The organism is Mesorhizobium sp. AR02 (assembly GCF_024746835.1).
Lineage (GTDB): Bacteria > Pseudomonadota > Alphaproteobacteria > Rhizobiales > Rhizobiaceae > Mesorhizobium.
Window position 1 is genome coordinate 333,282 of record NZ_CP080533.1, and the last position, 24,349, is coordinate 357,630.

Here is a 24,349-nt window from a genome sequence, read left to right on the forward strand (position 1 = left end):
TTTTTATGGAAGCGCCCGACCGAGCGACTCGCGCCTCAACGCGGGCAAGTTTTGGTTCGCTCAGCGCAGGACTGAGTTTGGGGCTTAACGCATCTCAATCAGCAGCGTGCGCCGAATTTTGAGCCTTCCAAGAATGCAGGGAGCGATCCCGCTGTGCCCGCGTTAAGGCGGGAAGGATTTTTTCATGGGTACCGAAGCCATCCAACGCAAGGGAGATGAACCTAATGAGCGCCGTCAACGGCGTAGGCTGCGCAGGGAAAAGCAGCGAGTTGAAAACGTTGGACGTGCAGATAAAATGCACGCCGCGCGCTTGGCCGGGGCAGTCGCAGAGTGCGGGGACCCAGCGTCATGTTTAGGGGCATTTGCCTATGTCGGCTGCTCGGGATGGTTCTACTGGAAATGGCGAGGACAGTTTTACCCGACGGATTTGCCTACAGGCGAATGGTTCAACCACTATGCGAACCAGTTCGATACTGTCGAAATCAACGCATCCTTTTATTCATGGCCAACCGTCGCGAATGTCAGAAGCTGGGGTCGGCAGCCCGGCAACCGCAGCTTCGTCTATACAATAAAAGTCTGTGAGCTGATTACTCACATCAAAAGGTTTAAGGGCACCAAGACCCTCGTAAGGGATTTCGGAATGATCGCCGATATCCTCGGGGAGCGAATGGGCTGCTTTCTATTCCAGCTGCCGCCCAGTTACCACTTCACAAAGGCGAGGCTGAACAGCGTTCTCGGCCAACTCGACCCGGCCAGGCGCAATGTGGTGGAGTTTCGTCACGCCAGCTGGTGGAACGAAACTGTTTACTCCGCCTTTCGTGAGACGGGCACAATCTTTTGCTCCTGCAGCGGCCCTCGCCTTCCGGATGTCCTGGTACGGACGGCCGATGACGTCTACGTGCGGCTCCACGGTCCAGACCGTTGGTATCGGCATAATTACAGCGGAGGCGAGCTAACAGAATGGGCCGACAAAATCCGAGCCAGCGGCGCAAACAGAGCGTGGGTATATTTTAATAACGACTATGAGGGATTTGCGCCAAAGAATGCCCTGGCGATGCGGCGCTTGCTTGAGGAACAATCGTTGGACAATCACCGGCCTCTCAGCGCCGATACGGCCGATCCATAGCGAACGAGATGAAGTGCACCGACCGCCAAGCCTGCCGGTTGAACAGCCGGGCGAACCAGCAGAGCTCTCCGCACATCAGCGGGTTCCACGGGGTGGTGGTCAGGAACGCGTTGGCTCTGCCGGTGTACGGGAAATTACCAATGCGCTCGCGTCGATCTCAGCCAAGTACACTCTTGATTGCCAGAGCGGAGATAGGCTCGCTGAAATAGTTCCCTTGCATCTCGTCACAATGGTTTTCGCGCAGGAACGCTACCTGATCGCTGGTTTCGACGCCCTCGGCAATAACCCTTATATTCAGCTTTTGGCCCAACGAAATCATCGCGCTTGCAAGGGCACGGCTGCTCTCGTCGTTGGCGACGTCCTTGATGAATGATTGGTCGATCTTCAGCCGTGCAATCGGGAAGGTTTTGAGAGCGCTGAGGCTGGAATAGCCCGTTCCGAAATCATCGATGGAGATATGGACGCCAAGGCGCTGCAGTTCGTTCATCGTTGCGACCGCCAGTTCGGTGTCCTGCATGATGAGGCTTTCGGTCAGCTCCAGCTCGAGATATCGAGCCTCCAGGCTACTTTCCTTCAGCGCATTGACGACGCGTCCAACGAGAGACTTTTCCCTGAATTGCCGTGCCGACACGTTCACGCAAACGGTCATTGGCGGTAGACCCGAAAGCTGCCATGCCTTGTTTTGCCTGCAGGCCTCGTGCAGTATCCAGTCGCCGATCGGCACGATCAGACCTGTTTCCTCAGCTGTTGGAATGAAAATCATCGGCGGGACGGCGCCCCGCGTCGGGTGCTGCCAGCGTATCAACGCTTCGACCGCAAAGACCTGCCCAGAGCGAAGATCGATTTGCGGCTGAGACACCAGGGTAAACTGCGAACAAGCCAAGGCGTTTCTCAACTCCCCCTGCAGCACCAGCTTTTCGCGGGCCTTGGTGTTGAACTCAGGGGCGTAGAACTGAATATTGTCTCGGCCGAGTTCCTTTGCCCGATACATTGCCGCATCGGAATTGGCCAGCAGCGTATCTGGGTGCCTGCCATCCCTGGGATAGTTCGCGATTCCGATACTGGCCGTCGCGCTTAGCTGACGCTCGCCGATCTGAACCGGCTCTGCGATTGCCGCCCGAAGGTTCTGCAGGGTCTCAGACGCGAGGTCGACGTTTTTCGGCTGGTCGGACAACACGATGACAAACTCATCGCCACCAAGTCGTACGACAGTGTCAGTCGCCTTCACGCATTCGACCATACGGCCAGTGACGGTCTTTAAGAGCTCATCGCCGGCGTTGTGCCCAAGTGTGTCGTTGAAGACTTTGAAATTGTCCAGGTCGATGAACACCACCGCCACCCCGCGATCGTATCGCTGTGCGTACAAGATCGCTTGCGAAAGCCGGTCTTCAAGCAAAGCGCGATTGGGAAGTCCGGTGAGCACATCATGATTGGCCATGAAGTGGATCTGATCTTCAGCCCGTTTGCGTTCGACTGCGATGCCAGCGATGCGGGTGGTAAAATCAATCAGCCGGGTCTCCGCTTCGGATGGCTTTCGCACCGTCATCGAATACATGGCGAAGGCACCCAGGACAGCGCCCTGCGACACGATCGGGGTGGACCAGCATGATCGATAGCCGAAAGCCGATGCCAGGTCGCGGTAATCCTCCCACAGTGGATCCTGCATGACGTCGGTGACGATGACCGGCTCTCGGCGGTAGACAGCGGTCCCGCAGGATCCCACCTTGGGCCGACGGCGACCCCGTCGATGGCGTTCGTGTAGTCTCTCGCCAAACTCGGAGCCGCACCATGCCGCAGATGGCTGCCGACCTTGTCGAGCAGCAGCACGGAACCGAATATGCCCTTAAGCTGGGCTTCCACCAGACGCATCAGTCGGTCGAGGACGCCTCAAGCGGAGCGCCAATCGCAATCATTTCGAGGATATGCGCCTGCCCGTTCAGCAGGATGTCCGCCCGCCTTCGGGCGGTGATGTCATGGGCGATGCCGACAAGTCCGAAGACATCGTCCTGGATATTGCGCAATGGGACCTTGGTCGATGAAGCCACATGCCTCCACCGGTGGCGTCAACAACAAACTCCTCCTCGTCGATCATCGGTTGTGCGCTGTCGAGAACACGCTGCTCGATGCGGCGGAATTTCTGGGCGAGTTCCGGCGCGTGAAGATCGAAATCGGTCAAGCCGATCATGTCGCTTGTCTTCTCGTAGCCGCTGTCGGCTGCAAGCGCCCTGTTGACTATGACGAAGCGGCTTTCGGTATCCCTGACCCATAAATAGTCGGGCACCCAGTCGATCAACGCCTGTAGGGAGATCCGCTCGTCGAGGATCTGCCGACTAGCAATGCGCTCGGTAACGTCGTCATGGGTGGCCACCCAGCTGCCGTCCGACATTGGCTGATGACAAATCTGAATTGTTCGACGGTCAGCGAGCTTGGCGCTCCATATTTTTGAAGCAGCGACCGAATTGACCGACCGGGCCACCGCTAGGCAGGCGTCGCTGGGGATTGCAGAAGTCCCGGCGGCCTCGCGCAGTTCAACGATTTCGCCGAGGGTGGACCCAGGATGCAAGTGCTCAGGTGCAATCCTGTAAATTTCCGCCTATCGACGATTGCACAGAATAAGCTTCTGATCGGCGTCGAAGAAACAGATGCCTTGGGTGATGTTGTCGATCGCTGTCTCGAAACGACGCGCCTGTCCTTCGAGCGTCGCGATCGTGCCGCGCAGCTCGCGCTCAAGCGCTTCGTATGACGCGATCGTCAGTTTTGACAGCGCGGTGAGGCCCGCCGCCTCAGAGGTATTGACGGAGTTCTTGAGTGATTTCGTGACCAAGCACAGTACCTCGCATTACTGCCCGCACATAGCAAAGGACGTCGCCGCAAGCTAAAAGCATCCGCACAGTGATCTACAGATACTAATGGCTGGTGAACTGGCCAGGTGGCTGTACAAGGCACTTGGTTTAGTTGCTACTCTTTTGGTTGCACACGCCCGCCTTAGGAGATGGATAACGAATCCGGCGCCGTGCCAATGGGTGGAGAGCCTGGCCTTGAAAGGCAAGCACGGCTGCAGGAATTTGAAACGCCGGCATACGGAACTAACCGAAATGCGCCAGTGCCTGGCGCCTACCCGCCGAGAGCCGGCAAGTGTGTCCGAGGCGAGTTTTCTTAGTTTTAATCGGCATTTGTGTAACTAGGAGGAACGAATTCAAAGACCATGGCTTTCCCTAGGGGGCGCATTGCTTCGTAGGGACACAGAGCGCAACGTCGCTCTTCCGTTGGAGAATCTATATGTTGATCAAAAACATGGTTGCGCCGTCAGTTATTCTCGGCCTGGTGACTGGAAGCTGCCTTGCGCAGACGGCCGACGACCCAGCGATTACTGCGTGCAAATCCACTGGCCTGTTGGCCCTTCAGGAGAAGTCGAAGGACATCAGTGACCTAGTTATCGACATGGAGAGTCTCGCGATTAGCAAGGCGGACACCAACGTCGGGGACGTTCCCATCAAAATGGTCATTCTGGGCGAAGCCTACATCGCTCGAAGTGGCAAAACCGGAGCGCCGGACCGCTTTGTGTGCTTGCTTGGGGACAAAGGAAAAGTTCTGCTGACATTTTTCACGGCTAAGTGAGATCACGACCTGTTGGCACCCAACCTCGCCGCCCCTCGTTGACCTATGCTGGCTTATCCCAGCACACTCTATGCCTTAGCCCGCTGCCGCGATAAATACCGGAGCGGGCGCTTTGATAAGCTGGCTGAAGATCAAGAGCTATACGATCGATGAATACCAGATCCTTGGTGTCGAGCGGAAGACGGGAAAGCCGACGCCTGTGTGGCGCCCAAGCGCAGGACGGCAAGGAGCGCAAGATGCCGGACTATTGGCAAGAGGACGCCGGCGCCTTGCTGCAAGGGTCTCGAACCGGACCAAAGCTTTGCAGCCATCATATAGAAGCAGCATTCGACGAAACCACCGTAAGTGAAGCCGACAGGGTCGGAGGGATAGGTGCCGCAACATCGGGCTGAGGTGATGGCCGCGTCGTCGGTTGATTCTTCGTTTCTGGTCACAACCAGCTTGTCCGGCACATGGCCCGCCTCACCTCGGGGGGAAACGCTGGCCAACCAAGATGGGTCTTTGGTCAGCGACAGCCGCTGAAGAGCCTGCCGCCGTCGCTAAAACCTCCGAAGGTGATCGCGGTTCGGACGGCAAAAGCCCGCCGCTGGGGACACAATGGCGCGCCGGAACACGCCAGTCGCCACCTTTTTGCCATCCATAGCAGCAGAGTGCCGCAGAGAACAAAACCGGCTCTATCGAGGCCAGCAGGCTCATGCGAGGGGAGTTGGGGTGCATGCAAATCCGGCTTCTTGATGCTGAAGGGCGGTGCATGGATTTGATCCGTTGGTCCCCTATCCGCGCGCCGAATTAGAGCCGATATTCTACAGCCCGCCAGCAAAGCGAACTGGTCACATTGCTCAAGAGCACGGAGCCACGGAGCAGGTTCGGGAAATCGACCGGTTATCGTCGGACATTCTAGAGCGGCTCACCAGGGGCGAGAAGATCGCGAGATATCCGACGCGTTTGAAAGCTTGTGACGGATCGATCAAGCATGTCGACACCTGCCCGGTGCCGAAAGGCGGCGGGCTTTTTCGCGCCAGCTTGACAACAGTTGTCGCGCGAAGGCACCCTCGCGCCGAGGGAAACACAGGGGATATTATGAAGAAGACCTACGAAAAGCCGATCCTGACCAAGCGAGAGAAGCTTTCGGCCGTCACCGCAGCAGTGCAGAGTTCCAAGCCCGTCATCACTTAACAAGGCAGCAATTATCAAGAGGCCCGTCTCGGCTCACGCCGGGGCGGGCTCTATCGGGCCGTCTTTATCAGGCGCTCCAAAACGGGAAAGTCGTCAAGGTCCCTATACGGCGTAAGATCCAAATCGCCAGGCACACGTTTGAGCGTCTCTTCGTCGATTTGTTTCTCGTGAGCCTTCATCACTGCTTGGTAATCTCTCCACGTGAGGCCGGCGCCCCTCACAGCATCTCGCTCGGCCCGAAGGGCGATCTGGTGGGCGTGGAGGTAATGCAACCTGAGCTCGTCCAACAACGCCTTTTCCACGATTTCGTGCGTGACCAAAAAGGGTGCCAGTCTGACTTCCCTGCCTTTCCATGCCATCGTTCTCGGCAGGTGGCGGTCTATGTAAACGGTCGTCGCATCACCACTGTATCCAGCAATATAGGGAATATCGAAATCGTGGCTGATCTTCACTCGCTTTTGTAACGCGACCAACACATCGGCTAAGACTTGGTCATCGACGTCTTCGGATTTATGTCGAACTTCCCTGTCGAGATTCAAGCGCACCTCCCGATGCCGTATTTGGCGGTAGAGGCTTATGCAATCTCGTTGCGCGCATCTGGTTCCGGTAGCGCGTTAGTTGGGAGGATGTCCCACCCACTTCCGCCACCACTACTAGGCCCGCTGCTCCCTCCGAGGCAGCCGGCTTTTCGTTGGGGCGACTTCGGGAACGAAACGTCGAGCAAGGAATTGGTATTGGGTCCTAACAATTTACGGGAGGTTTTCATGGGACGCGGTATCTTGCTCTGGCTCATTGGAATTCCGATTCCAATCATTATTCTCATCATGCTTTTTGTTCGATAGGTGCTGCGATGCAACCAGTCCTCTCAGGCGTAGAGGTTTCCCGCTCCACCGAATCCTCGTCCACCGCCGTCAGCTGGGGGCCGATCATCGCCGGCGCCTTCGCGGCCTGCACGCTCACGTTCATTCTAATGCTACTCGGCTCCGGCCTCGGCCTGACGATGGTTTCGCCATGGTCCGGCTCGGGCGCCTCGGTAACTACTTTCGCGGTCTCCACTGCGGTCTGGCTAGTTATCGTCCAATGGCTGTCCTCGGGCGTAGGTGGCTATCTTGCAGGACGATTGCGTACCAAATGGGTGAACGTTCACACGGACGAGGTTTACTTCCGTGATACCGTGCACGGCTTTCTTGCCTGGGCGCTTGCGACGCTGCTTGTCGTCGGCGTTCTCGGGTCGGCCCTCTCTGGAGCGGTAGGCTCGGGTGCGCAGGCGGTGACGACTATCGCTTCGGGCGCGGCCATGGGCGCTTCGGCTGGTGCATCGTCCAACGCGGGAGCGGTCGACAATGCAACATCGTACTTCGTGGATTCGCTTTTCAGACCGAACGACCCTTCCAAGCTTGCCGCCGCCAACCCACAAAGCGATGCGGCGGCAACGGCACAGGCAACTCATATTCTGATCGCCAGCGCAGCGACGGGCGACGTTTCTGCCGATGACAAGACCTATCTGTCTCAACTGGTTTCGGCGCGGACAGGATTGTCGGAGGCGGACGCCAAGGCGCGCGTCGATGCAGTGCTTGCCAAAGTGCAGGACGCAAAAGTAAAGGCAAAGCAAGCCGCCGACACCGCCAGGAAGGCAACTATAACCTTTGCGCTTTTGAGTGCTTTGTCCTTGGTCATAGGCGCCTTCGTCGCTAGCGCTGCGGCGGCTCTAGGCGGGAGGCAACGCGATGAGGAGGAAGAAGCTATCTTCTTAGCTCGCTAGTCAGCCGCTAGATCCCATCATCAGACAATGGCCCTCCCGTTTCTCCATTCGGGCGGGCGTTTTTCAAGCATAAGCGGAACCTGATATGCTCCGGTTGGTTTCAGGGACGGCAGCGTAGCTGCTGGTCAAGATCCCGCAAGGCTTGGCGGGGCCCGCTTTGCCCCCCGAGTCGAGGCGGGCCCACTCCATACCACCCATGACGACTTTCAGCCTGTCTCGGCGCACGCTGGGCGGGCTTTCCCAGTCGATCGGAACTTAGAAACAGTCGGTTTGTTGATGACCAGGCGGTCGGTGCTTCAGCGGCCACCGCTGACCAAAGCTGACTTGGTCGGCCCGCGCAGGATGGGAAGGCGCGGGCCATCCGTACCGAGCATACGGGAGGTCCCATGGCTCTCTATTACTTCGACGTCGACGACAACGGTCAGGTGTTTCACGATGACCAAGGAACAGATTGCAAGGATTTCGCCGAGGCGAAGAAGGAAGCCATCTCGGCTCTGATGGATATGATCAGAGAAAGCCTGCCGGACGGTGATCATCATCAGCTCTCGATAAAGTCCGCGACGATGCTGGCTCCGGGATCTTAGAAGTCGCATTGCACTTCAACGTTGTCGCTGAGCGAAGGCTTCCAGGCTCGTCCTCCTCACCAGACAGCCATGTTTACGGGGATGGGCTTTCCAAGGTTCCGGTCAATCTCGGACCGCCGTGGCGCGATTTGACCAAGACGGTGCCCATCCAACGAGCTTCCACGGTTTCAATGATTGTTCTAGCCAGCGCTTCAGCCTAGTGGACCGGTTCCGGGCCCATAAAGCCCAGTGACGTTTCTTCGCTTGGCAGCACCCCAGGGGGACAAACCTGTTCTATAGCCAGCCTGACGAGCTGAAGGCCGGCGGTCGTCCGTGAAGGACGCGTGTCTAGCGTGGAATTGTGACGATCATTCCAGCTACGGACGGCGTATTCCCGATCAACGCAGACCGGTCCTGACGGCATCTATTTCCCTTCCCGACGCTTTTCGATTTCGTACGTGAGCCATCGACATAACATGCCAGCAATTGATGCGGTGGCGCCGACGAGCAGACAGGCGATCAGTAGTGGGCTTTGCGAAGCGCTCTTCCAGCTCACGATGGCGAGCAGGACAACGCTTACAGTTGAAATCACATAGCCCACGCCCTTGAGCATATGGAGAGCAGTTTTTGTCATCCCTGGATTCTCCTGGCGGCTGCCCGCTCGGAACATTCTTGACCTCCCGAAGTTCCAGAGCCGGCTCACAATTTGCGAGGCCTTTTAATGCGCGACTTTCTAAAGCTGCCAACGACAACGGGTGGCCTGATCAGGGTGGTGGTTGAAACCCCTCGTGGTGCTGAGGCCAAATTAGCCTATGATCCAGCGTCCCGGGTCTTTAGCTATGTCCGGCCCCTGCCGGTTGGAATGAGTTACCCGGCAAGATATGTGCGGTCGCTACACCCGATATCTGACATGGTCGGAAATCCACCGACTGTATCGTCTGACAGCGCCCGCAGATGTCGGTCGCAACGACGCGCCGCGCTACAACATCGCGCCGACAGATGAGGTGCCGTTCATCACGGCCGCCGAAGACGGCAACCACAAGGTCCGATCGGGCCGCTGGTGGCTGGTGCCGTTCTGGGCCAAGGAAATGCCAAAGGCTGCGATGTTCAATGCCCGTATCGAGGGCGTCGACACGACACCCGCCTTCCGTGACGCCTTCAAGTCAAAGCGCTGTCTCATCCCGGCCGACGGATATTATGAGTGGACAATATCACCAGCCGACAAGAAGCGAGACCCGTGGCACTTTTTCCAGCCTGGCCATGCACCGTTCTCATTTGCTGGCCTCTGGGCCTACAACTCGAACCTGGATGTGACAAGCTGCACGATCATAACCGAGCCATCAGCGGCACCCGTCAATGAAATCCATGACCGCCAGCCGCTTATCCTTGATCCGGCGTACTACGACGCTTGGCTCGATCCTAAGACGCCAACTGGCGACCTGAAGGACATCCTCAGCCACGACATCGACGGGCAGTTGCAGTTCTACCGGGTTGGCCGCGACGTCAACGCGGCCGCCATCAACAAGCAGCCCAACGATCATGCCGGGCTCATTGAGCCGATCAAGCCGCTATGAGCGACGAACCGATCAAGCTTGCCGAGGGCATGACAGCAGTTCCGCACGAGCGCGCCAGGATCGAAAATCACGTCTGCGAGTTTTCTCGATGCGCCAAGCGCGCACCGTTTGGTTTTGCCCGGCCGAGAAAGCCATCGCATTGGTATTGCTTCGAACATCGCGAGCATGGCGATCGGCACCTTTGAAGGAGGAAGACCATGCCAGATAGACCTCCGTACATGCCGACCGGCATTGGGATGGGCATGTTGATTGACGACGAGTCCAAGTTGGGAGTTCTGATATTCGAGACGGCAGAAGGTAACTTCGACTTCGCCATCAATTTGCAGGCGGTCGAAGTTCTGACCAAGGCGCTCAACAAGATCGAACTGGAGCTCCGCTCCGGTAAGACGCACTGAATGTCGGATCACATCCTTCCCGGCCAAAAGAAACCGAAGCTGATCGTAGTCGTTGCGTTCGATCGTTGCGATGATGGCGAGCTGTTCACGGCCTATGGTCCGACTGATCAGCAGAGCGAAGAGCGGGCCATCCGCACGGCCAAGGCGCTTGCTGGGCGACATGTCGGCGTCATAGCTTGGAGCCGCGATGCCGATCCAGCGCTCGGCGAGTATGGACCGCCGAGCGTGCTTTTCGCCAATGGCGATGTACCGGACATGGAGTAGCTGAAACTAAAATTCGGCTAGCGCGTTCTTGCCGTTCTAAAGGGGCGGCGGGTAGCAATTGTCGGAATTTAGGAAGCACCAATGTCGGCAGTGTCTCGGTGCAGGCAAGGTTTTCAGTTGCGATAAATGGCGGGCTTCGAACGGCACTTGCTGCCCTCACGGAGTCCACCGCCAGGGTTGTAAAGGATCGACGGTCATCTGCAGTGGATGTCGTGGTAGCGGGCTTCAGAACGCACCCTGACATCAGCCCCCGCACCACGTAGGGGCAGGCAGGTGTGGGGACTTTGGGGCCTTGAGAGGAAGGCGACCAGCCGTTACTTGCCTACCGCTGAGATTGGAACGAGCGCGGTAATCGACGGCAGACGTTCACGCTTGGTCAGCACCGGCTTTTCGTATGTCTTCTTCATGGTGTGTCCCCGCGTTGTTCCCTCAGAGTGGAAACTGTTGGAAGCGCTGGTTTTTGTCAACCCTTCGGTTCCTTGACCTACGTGATCTCTTGGATCCGAACTTTGTCGCCGATCTCTTTGCCATAGCCAGGGCCTTACGTCCTTCGTTCACATGTTTCGCATACATTAGCAGGAGCGCATATCTTTGCCATGCGGCGCCTAGAGCGGAGGCTCAAATGGGCGGCAATAAGCCCTGGCATGATGCTATTCACGACCATCAGGTCGAATGTTTCGCTCCGGAGAACGGCTTGCCTGCGGACCTGGTCTGGGAGTTGATCCTAAAACACGGTAACAGCCGCAAGGCCGTGATTAAAGCTGCGCAGGGTTTAAAAGGCCGATCAGCACCCTACTTCCCTGTGGCGCCGACGCCGCCCCTGACGATGAGCGTGGGCCGACGAAAGCAATAGCCGGCTTGCCACCAAGGGAAGCCCCCAAGCCGGCTAGGCCCGGCCGTCAGTCGAACACACCCCAACGGACTGCCGGGCCGCAGGAAGCCTCGCCAGCGCGCGTTCCCGCCGGCCGCTGTCCTACGCCGCCGAAGCGCTCCGCGCGTCCTGGCGCCCGCCTACGCCTGACTCGGCCCTTAATTGTGATTGTCCAACAAGAGAGCAAGCTTTCTGGTTGCGGCGCTTTCTAAGATCAGTTCCTCCAAACCGCTGTCGCCGACGTGCGATTTGTTGACGCGACGCCTGATTACACGGAGCGCTTCAGATATCGAAACTGCGGTGGTCTTCGCGTGATCATCCAGATATCGGCCGACTTCAATCACGGCATCTGCATCGATGTCGAATGGTAATTCTCGCATGGCACCGTCCCCACCTTACGAGAGCGTACAACTGCCAGCCGAAACACAGCATCATCAATAAGGATGAAGCCCGCGCTTCAATGTTCCACTGTCTTCAACAAAGCCACGCCAGCACCTCTCGCGTCCCCGCCGGCCAAGGCAGCCTCGCCTGTCAAGTAATGTCAAGGTTTGAACCGTTCGTGATGGCCCGCAAAAGGGACGCGATTGATCGCAGGATCTCGAATTATGCGACCCCATAAAAAGGCTCGGGATGATTTTTGGCGGTCCCTACGCTATGAGCTGTTCACCTGAAAAGAACATGCCGGATACAGTAAAATAGTGGAATTTGTCGACTTCGTTTGTGTCGCGGTGCCGCCCCCCACCCTGTCTACGCGCGCAATATCCTTGCGCGAAGATCGCATTTAGTGCAAATATCCCCGAATTATCAATAGTGAGGCGCAGTATGTTGGCACGGATGGGTACCTCCCGCGGCACGATTGCGGATCCGCGCGTGAAGGCGCTCTGCGACGAATTCGCCGTTCGGATCGTCGGCTCGCACCTTTACCCACAGCCCGGCGAAACACGTGCAGTGGGCACAATTCGGCGGATCATCGATCGCCATGGCGTAGAACATGCGCGGCTCGTGCTGTGCGTTCTGGCTGAAGGCAAGGGCAACAACGCCCTAATCGACGAAACTTCCCTATGGGCCATTAGCGACCTGTTGCGGGCCTGTCCTGATCTGGTCGAGGGAAAGACCACGGCGCTGCTGGAGATGTTCGACGAGCTGCCCTTGGGGCCGATGATGGCCATGGTGAACGAACTAAGGGGCGTGGTCCACCAGCGCCACGCGCTTGCGGGCATGATTTATCTCTACGCCAGGCAACTCCGGCCGGCTGGTGCCACCTTCAAGGTCGCTGGCCCCGGCAAGATGCGGAAGGCGAGGATCAGCGAAGGCGAGAAGCGTGCGGCCTGAGCAGCCAGGACAGCGGGGAACGCGCGCTGGCGCCCATGTATCTACGGTTTCGCAACCAACCTCTCCGCCGCTCGTTGACCCATCCTGTCTGATTCCAGCTACTCCGTGCTTGGCCGCTGCTCTCCTCGGAGTGGCGGGCCTTTTCCTGACGCGGCTGGTTCAAATTGATTCCGTTTCAGTGACGCCTTGCAAGCCATCTTCGTGGATAAGGTTTTATAAGATGGGTCTAACATGCCGCTCGCAAGTTGCTCCTGTGCAGTCATTGACGACTGTTAGGCAACAAGGAGAATCGCATGTATTCCCTCAATAGAAGTCTTGCCAAGACTTTGGCCGGCAGTGTGTTGGCTATTGCATTGTCTTTCCCGGCTCACACAGCGGGCATTGGCGTCGGGGCAGGCGCATCGGTTGGTGGTGGCGGCGGCATCAACGCGGGCGCTGGCGCTTCGATTGGTGGAGGCGGTGGCGTTAATGCGGGTGCAGGTGCTTCCGTAGGCGGCAGCGGCGGTGTCAATGCTGGTGCCGGCGCAAATGTGGGCGGGTCGAACGGCGTCAGTGCCGGACTTGGCGCTTCCGTTGGCGGAGCCAGCGGCGTCAACGCGGGCGCCGGAGCCAACATTGGTGGCACGAACGGCGTGAACGCCGGTCTGGGTGCTACAGTCGGGGGAACGACTGGTGTCGGCTTAGGAGTTGGCCTTGGGGTCGGCGCTGTCGATCCAGGGAATCCATCCAATCCGTCAAACACCAGCAATCCCCACCTGCCGGGCGTTGTCGCCCAGATGTCGGATAGCCAGGTTGCTCGCATGAAGAAGCGCTGCGCAGATATCCTTGCGAGCTCAGGAAGCTATGACCGAGACCTGCGTCAGCTGTGTCTGCTAATCGCGCGCCGTTGAGGCGGCTGACCGCAAGCCCGCTGCCGAAAGGTGGCGGGCTTTTTCATTTCAAACGTGCTATCTGGTCAGGCATTGAGACGAGGCGTCACACGGGGGTTTGGCATCATGGTATCATACCTCAGACAGAGACTTCAGGAGATCAAGGCCGACCCCGCCCTTGGGCAGCCGCCGATCAAGCGCCAAAGCTTACGAAGCCAGGCAGCCGTCGCGGCGCGGTTGCTTGCCGTCTTGGGTAACGGCAAGCGCCTGTTGACCATCGTTCATTTGATGGACCGCGAAACAACGATGGGAGACCTTGCCTCCCGAGTGGGCCTCAGCCGACCCGCCTTGTCCCAGCATCTAAGCCTTCTGATTGCACAAGGGATTCTCGAATGCCGCACCGAAGGCGCCCGGCGGTACTATTCCTGCAAGTCGGAAGAAGCAAAAACTATCATCAGGCTGCTCGACGATTTTGCCAATGATGACAAGGTTCCCAATGCATCGACAGGCGCTGGAGGTTGACAAGGGGCGCAGGCGCAAGGCAATTTTGATTCGAGGGAAAGAGCGAGGACACCCCATTATGAAGAAGAAATACGAAAAGCCTGTTCTGACCAAGCGTGATCGCTTGGGGTCCGTGACGGCTCAGGTGGTGGTTATTTCTGGACCGGTGGCCTGACAATCGGTCATTTCAAAAAAGGCCCGCTGGCTCCTGCCGGCGGGCTTTTTTTCGTTTCCGTCGTGGGAACTCAATGACCTTTGCCTCGGGCTCCGGCTCGAGCGGCTCATGGCCAGGCTCTTCGTAGCGTGGCACCGGGCGTTATGTCTGGAGCGCGTTCGTCACATTGAACCGGGAAATGCGCGAACGCCTTTGGGAGCGCGTCCAACAGCACGTAGGGACGGCACCGAAGGGCATGAAGCGGCCGGCCACGCAATGGGTCAAGCCGGGCTGATCGGCCGTGTAAAGCACCTAAGGGGCGAGGAAGATTTGCGTCACGCCTCGCTGCAGGATTCCCGCGAAGAGTGAGTAGAGCCTACAACCGCACTACCTTCGTGCTGATCGCGAATCGAAACTGATGATCGAGGCTGAGCGCCTAGCCCGCGATGATGGCGCGCCAGACCGGCATTAGAGAGGACCAAGTTCGGTAACTGATCTCCATGGTCGGCTACGAACGTTCGTCGATTGTGCGGGAAGCGCGAATACTGAAGGAGGACGAAACGTGAGCACGCGCGGCAGGGATGGAACGAGTTGTCGTTTCCTTCGTTCGCTTGGACATCGAGGGCCAAGGCATGCGCGATCCGTTCTTTGGGGAACCCGTGATCATTGAGGCGGCGACGCCGGGCGCGTATCGCACAATCGTCAGCGTGTCTGAGGCGGCGATTTTTATGATGGAGCGATGGCCCGCCGAGCACGGGACGCTCTACCGAGCTGCACTGCAAGCCTGTACAGGTCAGATCAATACCTCAGAAGAGATCGAAATGGCCCGCCAGGCCTTTCTCGCTGCGGTACAAGAAGCCGGCATGGTGGTCTTGCAATCTGAACCAAGGCCACAGGCAACGCGTAGAACTCCATCAAATCTAAACTCAGCTGGAAACGGTAAGCGGAAGAACCGGGCGCGGATGGAAGAAGAGGAGGCCTTTCTTGTCCGGTTCCTCGCGCGCGAGACGGGAATTACCGAGGCGCAGGCCAGAGAACTCATCAACGTGGTTGGCACAGACCGATCTTCGCTGCTCCGCGAGGCCAGGCTATTGAAGGGGCAACATTAGGCCAAATGAGCACACGCGGCATAAACTTCCTGGATCAATGGATCGCCACCAACGTCCCTGAGACGACGAAAGCTGATGTCATCTCAGTTGACGAGCTTACCAACCAGCTGTTGGCCGACGCCGGAGCGATCGGTATCAAGCGCATAGAGATAGATGAGGAAGTCGACAGCCTCTACCGCACGCTCCTCGATGCTATCGTGCACTACGACCCGGGACTGCCCGAATGAGCGCCCGTTGGATGGACTTCCTCAACAATTGGGTGGCGGAACATTTGCCGATTGCCAGCCCAGGCGACCCAATCGCCGCCAGCGGCTTGGCAGATCAAATGATGAAAGCCGCCCAGGAAGCAGGGATCAAGCCTGACGAGATCAATGAAGAGGTCCGGAGCGTTTTCGAAGTCATCTTCGAGGCGTTGCATCGACGCGACGGCGGCTGAACGGGTTGACTCGTTCCCAGTCCGTTCCGAGATGTGATGGTTTATGCACAGATTCGACGCACCCCATAAAACTGTCAGGGTGTAATTAAGGTCTCCCTCACGGACCAAGCGCATCATCGCCATGTGGCCATCTCCATGGCCCTGTCCCAATGCTTTAGCCCGACGCCACCCTCGGCGGCGGGCTTTTTTATTGACTGTCAGTGCAGCAGTAGGAATATTGTCGTTGGGTGGGGCGACTCTCAAAAGGTGTCGCTATGGCTAGGACGAAACTTTCAAAGGAACTCTCTCAAGAAGAGATTGACCGCTTCCTGGTGGCTGCGCAGGCGCTACACAAAAGCATCGTACAACCGCTGCTGTCGCCAAGCAGCGCTCATTACCGTGCCCTTCAGTCCGCCCACGAAGCGCTGTTGAAATCGATCGTCGTGGTCACCGGCAGGGATGCTCCGTTCATTCGATGGAACCTTACGGGACCTGCGCAAAAGCATATCGGAACCTAACCGCGTGCGTGCTAGCCTTGCCCGATTGCCACGCGGCGCTACGACATCAAAGAAGAACACGACGGATCGTGGGCTGTCGTCGACGTATTCACGGGCCTTCCTTATGAGCGCGGCGCGCTGGCGCTAGAAGGAATGTCGCTTCTGCAGGCTATCGACCTGGCCGACTTCCTAAATTCCTTGGACAGAGGACGGCGAGCGTCACGCGGTGATTTCAGGCGGTAGGGCCAGACGGCCCCTACCGTATGTTTCGCAACGCCAGCACCGCTTCGACTAATGTCTCGCGATCATTGCCAAGTACCCTGATCAGATGTAAGCGCGAATTTCCCCGCACCTTTTGCTGTTGAGTGCTCTGATGCATGAGGTGTCCACCCAAATAGGTGGACACCTTGTGATGGAAGAAGATGATCAGAAATTGCAGGTAAGGCTTGTTGGTCGGAACGGGCGACGCCGATACGACCCTGCATCGAAGGACCGTCTTGTCTCGGCCTGCCTTGAGCCTGGCGTGTCGGTATCGAGGCTTGCGCTCGAACATGGGGTCAATGCGAACCTTCTTCGGAAGTGGATAAAGAAGCGCACTGAGACCCAGTCCCTCCCGCCGTCCTCATCACCGGCGTTCATCCCGGTTCAGATTGAAAGCACTTCCGATCGGGTCTTGCTGCGACAGAGCAGCATGGCTGCGGTGGATTTGCCGGCGACCTGTGATGAAGTGCATGGGTCGGAAGCCAAAAGGGCTGCGCTTTTTTCCTCTCCAGCCAAGGTGAGCGCGTCACTGCCGAACGGCGTGAAGTTGACGCTGGAATGCGGTGATGTGGATGCATTGACGGCGACCATCGGAGCACTGGGTCATGTTCAGACTGGGCGCTGACCTGAAAGTCTACCTGCACCGCGAGCCGATCGACTTCCGGGCCGGCATCAACAGCCTTGCGGTTCTGGTCCAAGAGACGATGGCGCTCGATCCGTTTGCTCCAGCGGTTTTTGCCTTCTGCAATCGCCGTCGCGACCGGATGAAGCTCTTGTTCTTTGACCGGTCCGGCTTCGTGCTGGTCCTGAAGCGGCTGACCGAGGACAAGTTCCGGTGGCCGCGCCGGGAGGCAGCGGTGGTCACGCTTACGACCGAGCAATTGCACTGGATCCTCGACGGCATCGATATCGATGCGATGGTCCGCCATCCGGTGCGGCAATATCAGGTTGCCGGTTGAGGGCTCTCGAATTGAGCGATTGACGCGCCGGCATGCTTTCGATTCAAGAATCTGATGAATCGACCCGGCGAACCGACTGTTGAAGAGTTGATGGCGCGTATTGCTGCGCTTCGGGCGGAGAACCGTCAACTCACCGAACGCGTCGTCAAACTCGAGGAAGAGCTGGCGCTTGCACGACTGCATCGTTTTGCGCCGCGCAGTGAAAAACACATTGACCGCCTCTTCAATGAAGCCGAACAGGCCGCGGATGAGGACGCCGCCGACAACGAAGATGGCGATGTCGTTGTCCTGCCGGACACGGGCTTGCCGGCGAGCGAAGGGGCGACGGGAAAGAAGCGCGGCCGCAAGGCCTTGCCGGAAAACCTGCCGCGCGAGCGTGTCGAGTATGACCTTCCCGACGCCCAGAAGGCTTGTCCTTGCTGCCGTCACCAGATGCATCGCATGGGCGAGACCGTTACCGAGCAACTTCATATCGAGGTGAAGGCGAAGGTCCTGCAGAATGTGCGGTTCAAATATGCTTGCCGTCATTGCGACCGCACCGGGATCAGCACGCCGGTCGTGACCGCGCCGATGCCCACGCAACCTTTGCCGGGCAGCATCGCTACGGCCTCGACGCTGGCCTTCGCGCTCGTTCATAAGTATGTCGACGGCACACCGCTCTACCGCCTGGCGCAGGCATTCGAGCGCGCCGGCGTTCCTGTCAGCCGAGGCGCTCTGGGCCACTGGGTGATCGGCTCGAGCGAAAAGCATCTCTCCCGCATCTATGACGCGCTGAAGCTGCGGCTCAGATCGCAGCCCCTCATCCATGGTGACGAGACCACGGTCCAGGTGCTGAAGGAAATGGACAGAGAGGCCGCCAGCACCTCGTACATGTGGGCATACCGGAGCGGCCAGGACAGTGACGAGCCGATCGTGCTGCTCGAATATCAGCCGGGCCGCGGCCAGATACACCCGCAGGCCTTCCTCGGCGATTACCGCGGCATCGTGATGAGCGACGGCTATTCCGCCTGGCGCACGCTGGAAGGGGCAACGCATCTTGGATGCATGGCCCATTCCAGGCGGCGCTTCGTCGATGCCCTAAAGGCGAGGAAGAAAGGCGGCGGGCCGCCGGAACAGGCACTCCGGTTCTTCGAACAGCTCTACCGAGTTGAAAGGCAGGCGCGGAACGAAATCCCCGATGACGGCGAAACGCGAGATCACTGCATTCGCCGCTTCCGCCAGCAACATAGTGTCCCCATCCTCCATGCTCTCAAGGCATGGCTCGACGACATCGCCCCAAAAGTCTTGCCGGACAGCAAGCTCGGCGACGCCGTCTCCTACACCCTGAACCAATGGGGATATCTGACGCGTTACACCGAGGACGGCAGCATGCCGATCGACAACAATCTTCTGGAGCGCGACATCAGGATTTTTGCAACTGGCAGGAAGAGTTGGTTGTTCAGCGATACTGTCGACGGAGCCAAGGCCAGCGCCATCGTCTACAGCCTGATGTTAACCTGCCGCGCCTGTGGCGTCGAGCCGTTAGCGTGGTTGCGCCACGTCCTCACTGAACTGCCTCAGCGCCCCGAGAACGTGGCTATCGACGATCTCCTGCCCTTCAACTTCCTCAAAGCCGCCGCAGCCTGACCCGACGCGTCCGTCTGAAAGCGATCAGTTGTTGCAAGGGCCGTCAATGTGCGGGGAAATGAGCGCTTACGATCAGATCGCGCAGTTGTTCAAGAGTGATGCCGTTTTCCACGGCAAAAACCGCATCCTCATGAACCTCGACGACTTCGCGCTTCGGCTGCTTTTTGGTCATGAACCCCACCCCTGGTTGCGACCAATTTAGCGCAAAGGCGATATTTCGTCGACCACAAATAACGAAGCGGCCCGGCAGTCGTCGTTGGGGTGTTGTGTTGACTGGCCGCCGGGCCTAGCCGACTCATCCGCGGCGAGCCGACCAGCGCGACCGTAATATTAGCAAGTCTGCAACATAACCCTGCGCTGGCGTTTTCCCCCGGTATCGTCCCATTTTGGGACGGGCGTTCTGGCATTGCTCTTGCGTCGGACAGTGTGCCGGTTGATCCCGGCCCTGATCGCGTACCTGATCAGGTAGTAGGCTCGCCGGGCTTGAGGTGGTTGGGGTCTTCGCCCGGCGGGTTTTCTCTTAGGCCTTTTGTTTTGTGGCCCTGTATTCGGCTTCCCACGGCAATGCGTCAAAGTCCGGCTTGTGGTTGCCGGAACGGTAGGCGTCCTGGCCGATATAGCTGCATTTGCCGCTCTCCAGGATGCAGGCAAAGGGCGGACTTCCTGGGCATCGGTAAAGGCCTACTGCTCTTTCCATGCGAGAAGGTGTCCCACGGAGGCTCACGCGTGTCGCCGTGCATTGTGATGAAGGCAACAGGACGGGCGGCAACCCGCGAAACAACACGCCTGATTTGCTCGACGAAGTGACGGACAATCTGTTCGACTTTTAGCCCTCGGCCGATGCGTGTTGGAAAGGTGGCCGGCGCCTCGTTGGGCGGGGGGCGTTGGGGTAAAGGGCGCCGGCCAGGCGGAAACAGATCCGCCGCGCTGCATAGATGACCGATTTATCGGGGCAGCGTTATGGTGTGATCGCGGAAGCGGCATCAGCGGTTCTGTGCCAGTTCGCAGGGGACGGGGAGCCGCTGGGTGAAGTGAGACGGCGCTATCGGGTGAGGACGCACCATTGATCCACGCCCCGCAAAGGCGCGTCCTCATGCGCCCTTACGAATCGGTAAGTCGCAAGTTTGGGCATTGTTTCGTAGGCTTAGTCGGAGCGGCGATGCCCGTCGCTGTTCCTAATAGGAGGGTGTTGCAAAAACACCCAACAGCCCGTTGCCTTAAGAGCTCCCTAAGCCTGGCAGCGGGCTGGTCCAACACTAGAGCGGTTCGCATTTAGGTTGACTTATAGCCCGCGCTTTCGATGTAGTTGTTGCATTCATTTGAGGTGACGATGTCGAGGGTGCGGGCGATAGCGTTGTGTACGGCCTGGATGCTTCGTTTGGCGGCACGTCGCATGCAGTGCTTGAGCTTGGCGAAGAGCTTCTCGATTGGATTGAGATCTGGACTGTAGGGCGGCAGGAAGAAGAGCCGCGCTCCGGCGGCCCTGACGATGTCGCGGACGGCTTGGCCCTTGTGAGACCCGAGATTGTCGAGAATGACAATGTCGCCCGGCTTCAGTGTCTTAATGAGTTCGGTTTCGACATAGACACGGAAGGTCTGCGCATTGATGGGTCCGTCAATGACCCAAGGCGCCTCTACCCGATCATGCCGCAGCGCGGCGATGAAGGTCATCGTCTTCCAATGACCATATGGCGCGTGAGCCATCAGCCGCTTGCCGCGCACACCCCAGCCGCGCAACGGCGCCATGTTGGTCTTGACCCACGTTTCATCCAGGAAGACTAGGCGCGTTGGGTCAATGCGGGTCTGATAGCGCATCCATTGCGCCCGCCGACGCATCAGCTTCGGCTTGAGCTGCTCGGCCGGCAGAACGGTTTTTTAAAACTCTTGCCCTCGCGATGCAGGAAGCGGCCGACGCTGGCAGGGGCCCCTATCGATGTCCTGCCGGAAAGTTCGATCGGCACGGGCCGTTAGGTAGCTTCAGCGTCCCGGCTAGGGCCCTTTAAGTCGTTAGGTCGGCTTTCAGGAGTTAAGACACTCACCGTTTTTCGGCCGACATGAGGCGCATTGCTGTCCGGAGTGAGTGGCCGCGCTACTTCCCTCGTTTTTCAACTTTAGATTTGGGAGGTCGGGTCGCTTGGATACCACACCGGCCTCCTTCAAGGCTGTGTATCCAACTTTTTTGAGGAGCTTCTCTGTTTTGGCGCGCTCCTTGTCGAGAGCGCTCTCACGTTTGACCTTGGGCATCCGTCCTCCATTTGGTTCGTTGTCGTTCGCCAGCAAATAGATTGCCAGTACTATCGCCGGCGATGTCAGCTTTGAGGTCGCGGCAGAGACCACGTCAATGACCGAATGAGGGCGCATTACTGCCATACAGCCTGATCGTTCTGTGACGAATGTGTCGTTTTGGTAGACCTCCACGGGAGGACGCTAGGTCGGCCCTTGCTCAGCGCTCGTAATCGTTATCATTCGAGCGCTGGGTCTTACGGTCTTGCTCTTCCGACTGCCGCGCCTTCTGTTTGTTGCCGTCCTTTTGCTTGGCTCTCACCTTCTCCTGCTCGGTGCCTGTGCGCGGCTGCTGCGGCTCGCGGGGATCGTCCCGAGTTGGAAGGTCTCGCCCTCGCGCCTCGCGCTCAGGGATCGGCTCGCCACTGCCACCACCACGACGCTGCTGCCGCTCGAATTGCAGCCGCGCGAGACGGTCGTGCATCTTGTCGTTCACCTCTTCACGATACTGTTCGAACTGTCCTTGATGCGCCGGCGGCAGCGTCTCGCGCATGTTGTCCAGAGCCTGATTGACGCGGGCCATCTGACGCCGCATTTCCAAGGGGGTTTGCGCCATGTTCAAATCTCCTATCAGTGCATTCAATTTTCTCATACCGGGATGGGACAGGAAAGACCTCTGCCCCAATTCATCAGTCCCGCGACCCGCGCCAGGACCTGGTTGCCCCTCCACTGCCCGATCGCGACGGAACTGCAGAAAATTGTTGCCGATCGACTCCGCCGCCGTGAGAGCCTGACCGACCACGCCCGCGGTCCGCATCGTCGTCACAGTCTTTTGCCATGCGGCAGCGATTGCATCGCCGTTCACGACAAGGGATTGCCCATCCAAACGCCGTTGCCGCTTGGCCTCCACCCGCTCGATTGTCCTGGCGCTGACCTGATAGCGCGGATCGCTCTGGGCGCGGCTATAGGCTCCAGCATGCTCCTTCGTGAATGGCCGCGTCATCGCATGGTCCATGCGCCGCGTCGCCACCATCGCAATGCCGTTCTCGCGCGCCTTTTCCGCAAAGGTTTCGCGCCAGGCTGCGAGATCCGGCTTGTAGAATTTCAGGCGCTCGCCATCGGCTGACCGTGCCTGCACCATCGCATGGATATGGACGTGCTTGGTGTCCTTGTGATGCGCCAGGACGAACTTGTATCCTGGCGCTCGCTCCTCGAGCACGGCGCGCGCCGCGGCCATGACGGCGTTGGCATTGGTGCCGGCCCTTGCAGAGAAAAGCAGGTGATAGGCATTGCGGCGTTCACGCCCCGAAAACTGCGGCCGCCATTGTTCGTAGACCGAAGCCGCCGCCTTGGCGGGGTTCCTCGCGCCCCGAATTGGCTCGCCGTTCGCAGTGCGGACGTCTTTGTTTGTACGGATGAACTTTTGCAAAAAGTATTTCGCTTTGGGTTCACGGCTCACGGCCGCCGTTACCTCCGCCTTGGCGACCACCCCCGCCGCGACCATGGCTTCAGCCAAGCGCGCCTCGATCTTGTCGAGCGCCTTGCTGCGCGAGTTCTCCCGCCCGCCGGCAAGCGCCTTGGCGAGCGGTCCTGCCCGCTCATCGGTATGCGCGTACACCTGCACTGTCTGTCCGTCCTGCGCATAGATGAACGGTTTTGCACCGAAGGCCTTGTTCAGCGCCTCGCTCAAGGCGGCATCGGCGACCTCGCCGGCGAGCTCGAAACGAACCTCGATAAAATTGGTGTTTTCCAGGGGTGGTTCGAACGTCTCGCAAAACGTCTCCAGAAACGCTTTTCGTGCGGCACCTGTCGCAAGAACCTGCCCGTCCTCGTCAAAAATCTCGATGTCGTGTTTCTCGCCTTTTTCGTCCTCGCGCTTGCCAATGTAATTGAGCAGCCGAGCAGCGGCTTCCCTGGTCGACGGAGGATTGGGCATGACCTTGAACACGGCAGGCTGCGCACCCGCCGCATAGCCTGCCCGTGCCGCGACGGCCCGCGCCTGATAGCCCACCCGCGCCGCTCGTCCTGTACCCCCAGAGCGGTCAGTACTACGACCGCCACCCCCGCCCCGCCGCTTCCACTCTTCCTCCTCCTCATTCCGGCCGGAAACCGGCGAGCGTGGCGCCATAGACCAGGATCGGCGCGCTAGTGGCCTTGTGCGAGCTCGCAGCAGTAGTAGCCTTTGGAGCCCCGCTGGACATCGAACTCCCCGACGCCCCCAATCCTCCCGGCGACGAACGAGGGGCGTTCCTACGCCCACCTGGCGTCGCGCCGGCCTGTCCTTGCCCGAGGCGCCCGCCGCCACCAGTCACCTCGTGACTTTTCATCGCCTGGAATTCACCGGCCGCGCGTCCGGCTCCCGTCACGGACTTGTCGTCGTCCAACTCCTCACACTTCACGCCGGACCCGCCCCGCAGGTAGCGTTCGATTTCGGCCGCGTAGCCAGCAAGACGACCGCTCATGGCCTGGCCTCCCTCGCCTTGCGAGACCCGACGGTCATCGTTTTCAGTTCCTCACGAAACTGCCGCACGAGGTCGCCCACGGCGATCAGCGCCTGCTCAAGATCCTCATCATGGGCAACACGGCCGTCGTTCATCGGGCGCACGGCCTGATTGAAATTGATGCCGACGCGCCGCAGCTGCTCGGTCATCTCCACGATTGCCGGCCGCAACGCCTCTGATGCGATAGGCAGATGCCCCGCTTCTGCCCGCACAAGCCGCCGGACGACCTCGCTGACGGTTACGCCGTCCCGCCCCGCAATGGCTTTGAGGCTGGCCAGTTCGTCAGCCGAAAACCGGATGTGCGTCACCTCGCCGTAGTGTCGTGACGCGCTCTTCACCGCTGTTTTCTGGGCGTCTGCATCCATCTCTCAAGCCCGCTCGCGGGCGCTAAGGGCCCGCCAGGGCCGCGCCGGTGCGCGCCTGGGTTGCCAAACCAGTCTTCCCCGTCGACTATGTCACCATGTTTCGACCGTGATTTTGCATCATGTGTCTATGATGACTTGTTTCCATGTTAACATGGACACAAGGAGACAACGCCGGAAGGAGGCCCCCC

26 protein-coding genes and 2 pseudogenes are annotated in these 24,349 nt (G+C 58.9%); 20 read left to right on the plus strand and 8 right to left on the minus strand.

Going from position 1 to position 24,349, the window contains the following annotated elements; translation table 11 throughout:
• Positions 1 to 184: 184 nt before the first annotated feature.
• Positions 185 to 1,126 carry a DUF72 domain-containing protein gene (locus tag DBIPINDM_RS43115; RefSeq protein ID WP_258589689.1) on the plus strand — a complete coding sequence of 314 codons (942 nt, stop codon included), beginning with the start codon at positions 185 to 187 and terminating at the stop codon, positions 1,124 to 1,126.
• Between the two features lie 157 nt (positions 1,127 to 1,283).
• Here the strand turns inward: DBIPINDM_RS43115 and DBIPINDM_RS43120 are convergent.
• A pseudogene (locus DBIPINDM_RS43120) lies at positions 1,284 to 3,950 on the minus strand (EAL domain-containing protein).
• A gap of 455 nt (positions 3,951 to 4,405) precedes the next feature.
• On the opposite strand from DBIPINDM_RS43120, the gene DBIPINDM_RS43135 reads away from it, so the two are divergent.
• Together DBIPINDM_RS43135 and DBIPINDM_RS43140 are read left to right on the plus strand one after the other, a co-directional pair.
• On the plus strand, positions 4,406 to 4,744 hold the full coding sequence (locus tag DBIPINDM_RS43135; RefSeq protein WP_258589691.1) for a hypothetical protein: 339 nt from the start codon (positions 4,406 to 4,408) through the stop codon (positions 4,742 to 4,744).
• Positions 4,745 to 5,509: 765 nt separating this feature from the next.
• Positions 5,510 to 5,920 carry a hypothetical protein gene (locus DBIPINDM_RS43140; protein ID WP_258589692.1) on the plus strand — a complete coding sequence of 137 codons (411 nt, stop codon included), beginning with the start codon at positions 5,510 to 5,512 and terminating at the stop codon, positions 5,918 to 5,920.
• Between the two features lie 50 nt (positions 5,921 to 5,970).
• Here the strand turns inward: DBIPINDM_RS43140 and DBIPINDM_RS43145 are convergent, their stop codons facing one another.
• Positions 5,971 to 6,459: a hypothetical protein gene (locus DBIPINDM_RS43145; protein WP_258589693.1), complete on the minus strand. Its 489-nt coding sequence runs from the start codon at positions 6,457 to 6,459 to the stop codon at positions 5,971 to 5,973.
• Between the two features lie 311 nt (positions 6,460 to 6,770).
• Here DBIPINDM_RS43145 and DBIPINDM_RS43150 point away from each other — a divergent pair, with 311 nt between their 5' ends.
• Complete coding sequence (locus DBIPINDM_RS43150; RefSeq protein WP_258589694.1) at positions 6,771 to 7,682, plus strand: hypothetical protein; 912 nt, start codon at positions 6,771 to 6,773, stop codon at positions 7,680 to 7,682.
• Between the two features lie 386 nt (positions 7,683 to 8,068).
• A complete protein-coding gene (locus DBIPINDM_RS43155; protein ID WP_258589695.1) occupies positions 8,069 to 8,266 on the plus strand; it encodes a DUF6894 family protein in 198 nt (65 codons plus the stop codon).
• 403 nt (positions 8,267 to 8,669) lie between these two features.
• Here the strand turns inward: DBIPINDM_RS43155 and DBIPINDM_RS43160 are convergent, their stop codons facing one another.
• On the minus strand, positions 8,670 to 8,915 hold the full coding sequence (locus DBIPINDM_RS43160) for a hypothetical protein (protein ID WP_258589696.1): 246 nt from the start codon (positions 8,913 to 8,915) through the stop codon (positions 8,670 to 8,672).
• Between the two features lie 211 nt (positions 8,916 to 9,126).
• Here DBIPINDM_RS43160 and DBIPINDM_RS43165 point away from each other — a divergent pair, with 211 nt between their 5' ends.
• From DBIPINDM_RS43165 to DBIPINDM_RS43185, 5 genes are all read left to right on the plus strand, one after another.
• Positions 9,127 to 9,819: an SOS response-associated peptidase gene (locus tag DBIPINDM_RS43165; protein WP_258589697.1), complete on the plus strand. Its 693-nt coding sequence runs from the start codon at positions 9,127 to 9,129 to the stop codon at positions 9,817 to 9,819.
• Positions 9,816 to 10,004: a hypothetical protein gene (locus tag DBIPINDM_RS43170; protein ID WP_258589698.1), complete on the plus strand. Its 189-nt coding sequence runs from the start codon at positions 9,816 to 9,818 to the stop codon at positions 10,002 to 10,004. The genes DBIPINDM_RS43165 and DBIPINDM_RS43170 overlap by 4 nt, the downstream gene beginning before the upstream one ends.
• A 12-nt stretch (positions 10,005 to 10,016) precedes the next feature.
• The gene (locus DBIPINDM_RS43175) at positions 10,017 to 10,214 is read left to right on the plus strand and encodes a hypothetical protein (RefSeq protein ID WP_258589699.1); all 198 of its coding nucleotides are present in this window, start codon (positions 10,017 to 10,019) and stop codon (positions 10,212 to 10,214) included.
• A complete protein-coding gene (locus tag DBIPINDM_RS43180) occupies positions 10,215 to 10,478 on the plus strand; it encodes a hypothetical protein (RefSeq protein WP_258589700.1) in 264 nt (87 codons plus the stop codon). It begins immediately after the preceding gene.
• 622 nt (positions 10,479 to 11,100) lie between these two features.
• Positions 11,101 to 11,331 (plus strand): hypothetical protein, encoded by a 231-nt coding sequence (locus tag DBIPINDM_RS43185; RefSeq protein WP_258589701.1) that lies wholly within the window; start codon positions 11,101 to 11,103, stop codon positions 11,329 to 11,331.
• A 176-nt stretch (positions 11,332 to 11,507) separates the two neighbouring features.
• Here the strand turns inward: DBIPINDM_RS43185 and DBIPINDM_RS43190 are convergent, their stop codons facing one another.
• Complete coding sequence (locus DBIPINDM_RS43190) at positions 11,508 to 11,729, minus strand: hypothetical protein (protein WP_258589702.1); 222 nt, start codon at positions 11,727 to 11,729, stop codon at positions 11,508 to 11,510.
• Between the two features lie 442 nt (positions 11,730 to 12,171).
• On the opposite strand from DBIPINDM_RS43190, the gene DBIPINDM_RS43195 reads away from it, so the two are divergent.
• From DBIPINDM_RS43195 to tnpC, 10 genes are all read left to right on the plus strand, one after another.
• Positions 12,172 to 12,681, plus strand: a complete 510-nt coding sequence (locus DBIPINDM_RS43195; RefSeq protein WP_258589703.1) for a hypothetical protein — start codon at positions 12,172 to 12,174, stop codon at positions 12,679 to 12,681.
• Between the two features lie 293 nt (positions 12,682 to 12,974).
• Positions 12,975 to 13,571 (plus strand): hypothetical protein, encoded by a 597-nt coding sequence (locus DBIPINDM_RS43200; RefSeq protein ID WP_258589704.1) that lies wholly within the window; start codon positions 12,975 to 12,977, stop codon positions 13,569 to 13,571.
• Between the two features lie 105 nt (positions 13,572 to 13,676).
• Entirely contained in the window at positions 13,677 to 14,072 is a 396-nt protein-coding gene (locus tag DBIPINDM_RS43205) for an ArsR/SmtB family transcription factor (RefSeq protein ID WP_258589705.1), read from the plus strand.
• Positions 14,073 to 14,837: 765 nt separating this feature from the next.
• Positions 14,838 to 15,314, plus strand: a complete 477-nt coding sequence (locus DBIPINDM_RS43215) for a DUF982 domain-containing protein (protein ID WP_258589707.1) — start codon at positions 14,838 to 14,840, stop codon at positions 15,312 to 15,314.
• A 5-nt stretch (positions 15,315 to 15,319) separates the two neighbouring features.
• A complete protein-coding gene (locus tag DBIPINDM_RS43220) occupies positions 15,320 to 15,541 on the plus strand; it encodes a hypothetical protein (RefSeq protein ID WP_258589708.1) in 222 nt (73 codons plus the stop codon).
• Between the two features lie 11 nt (positions 15,542 to 15,552).
• Positions 15,553 to 15,750 (plus strand): hypothetical protein, encoded by a 198-nt coding sequence (locus tag DBIPINDM_RS43225; RefSeq protein WP_258589709.1) that lies wholly within the window; start codon positions 15,553 to 15,555, stop codon positions 15,748 to 15,750.
• Positions 15,751 to 16,004: 254 nt separating this feature from the next.
• Positions 16,005 to 16,247: a hypothetical protein gene (locus tag DBIPINDM_RS43230; RefSeq protein ID WP_258589710.1), complete on the plus strand. Its 243-nt coding sequence runs from the start codon at positions 16,005 to 16,007 to the stop codon at positions 16,245 to 16,247.
• 391 nt (positions 16,248 to 16,638) lie between these two features.
• Positions 16,639 to 17,112, plus strand: a complete 474-nt coding sequence (gene tnpA / locus DBIPINDM_RS43235; protein WP_258580855.1) for an IS66-like element accessory protein TnpA — start codon at positions 16,639 to 16,641, stop codon at positions 17,110 to 17,112.
• Complete coding sequence (gene tnpB / locus DBIPINDM_RS43240) at positions 17,093 to 17,446, plus strand: IS66 family insertion sequence element accessory protein TnpB (RefSeq protein WP_014761846.1); 354 nt, start codon at positions 17,093 to 17,095, stop codon at positions 17,444 to 17,446. The genes tnpA and tnpB overlap by 20 nt, the downstream gene beginning before the upstream one ends.
• Before the next feature lie 54 nt (positions 17,447 to 17,500).
• Positions 17,501 to 19,072: an IS66 family transposase gene (gene tnpC, locus DBIPINDM_RS43245; protein WP_258581801.1), complete on the plus strand. Its 1,572-nt coding sequence runs from the start codon at positions 17,501 to 17,503 to the stop codon at positions 19,070 to 19,072.
• Positions 19,073 to 19,115: 43 nt separating this feature from the next.
• Here tnpC and DBIPINDM_RS43250 read toward each other — a convergent pair whose 3' ends face one another.
• From DBIPINDM_RS43250 to DBIPINDM_RS43265, 4 genes and pseudogenes are all read right to left on the minus strand, one after another.
• The gene (locus tag DBIPINDM_RS43250) at positions 19,116 to 19,244 is read right to left on the minus strand and encodes a hypothetical protein (protein WP_258589711.1); all 129 of its coding nucleotides are present in this window, start codon (positions 19,242 to 19,244) and stop codon (positions 19,116 to 19,118) included.
• Positions 19,245 to 20,344: 1,100 nt separating this feature from the next.
• Positions 20,345 to 20,872: pseudogene (locus DBIPINDM_RS43255) on the minus strand (IS630 family transposase); the annotation flags it as partial.
• Between the two features lie 643 nt (positions 20,873 to 21,515).
• Complete coding sequence (locus DBIPINDM_RS43260; protein ID WP_258589712.1) at positions 21,516 to 23,306, minus strand: relaxase/mobilization nuclease domain-containing protein; 1,791 nt, start codon at positions 23,304 to 23,306, stop codon at positions 21,516 to 21,518.
• A 447-nt stretch (positions 23,307 to 23,753) separates the two neighbouring features.
• A complete protein-coding gene (locus DBIPINDM_RS43265) occupies positions 23,754 to 24,161 on the minus strand; it encodes a hypothetical protein (RefSeq protein WP_258589713.1) in 408 nt (135 codons plus the stop codon).
• Positions 24,162 to 24,349 lie beyond the last annotated feature (188 nt).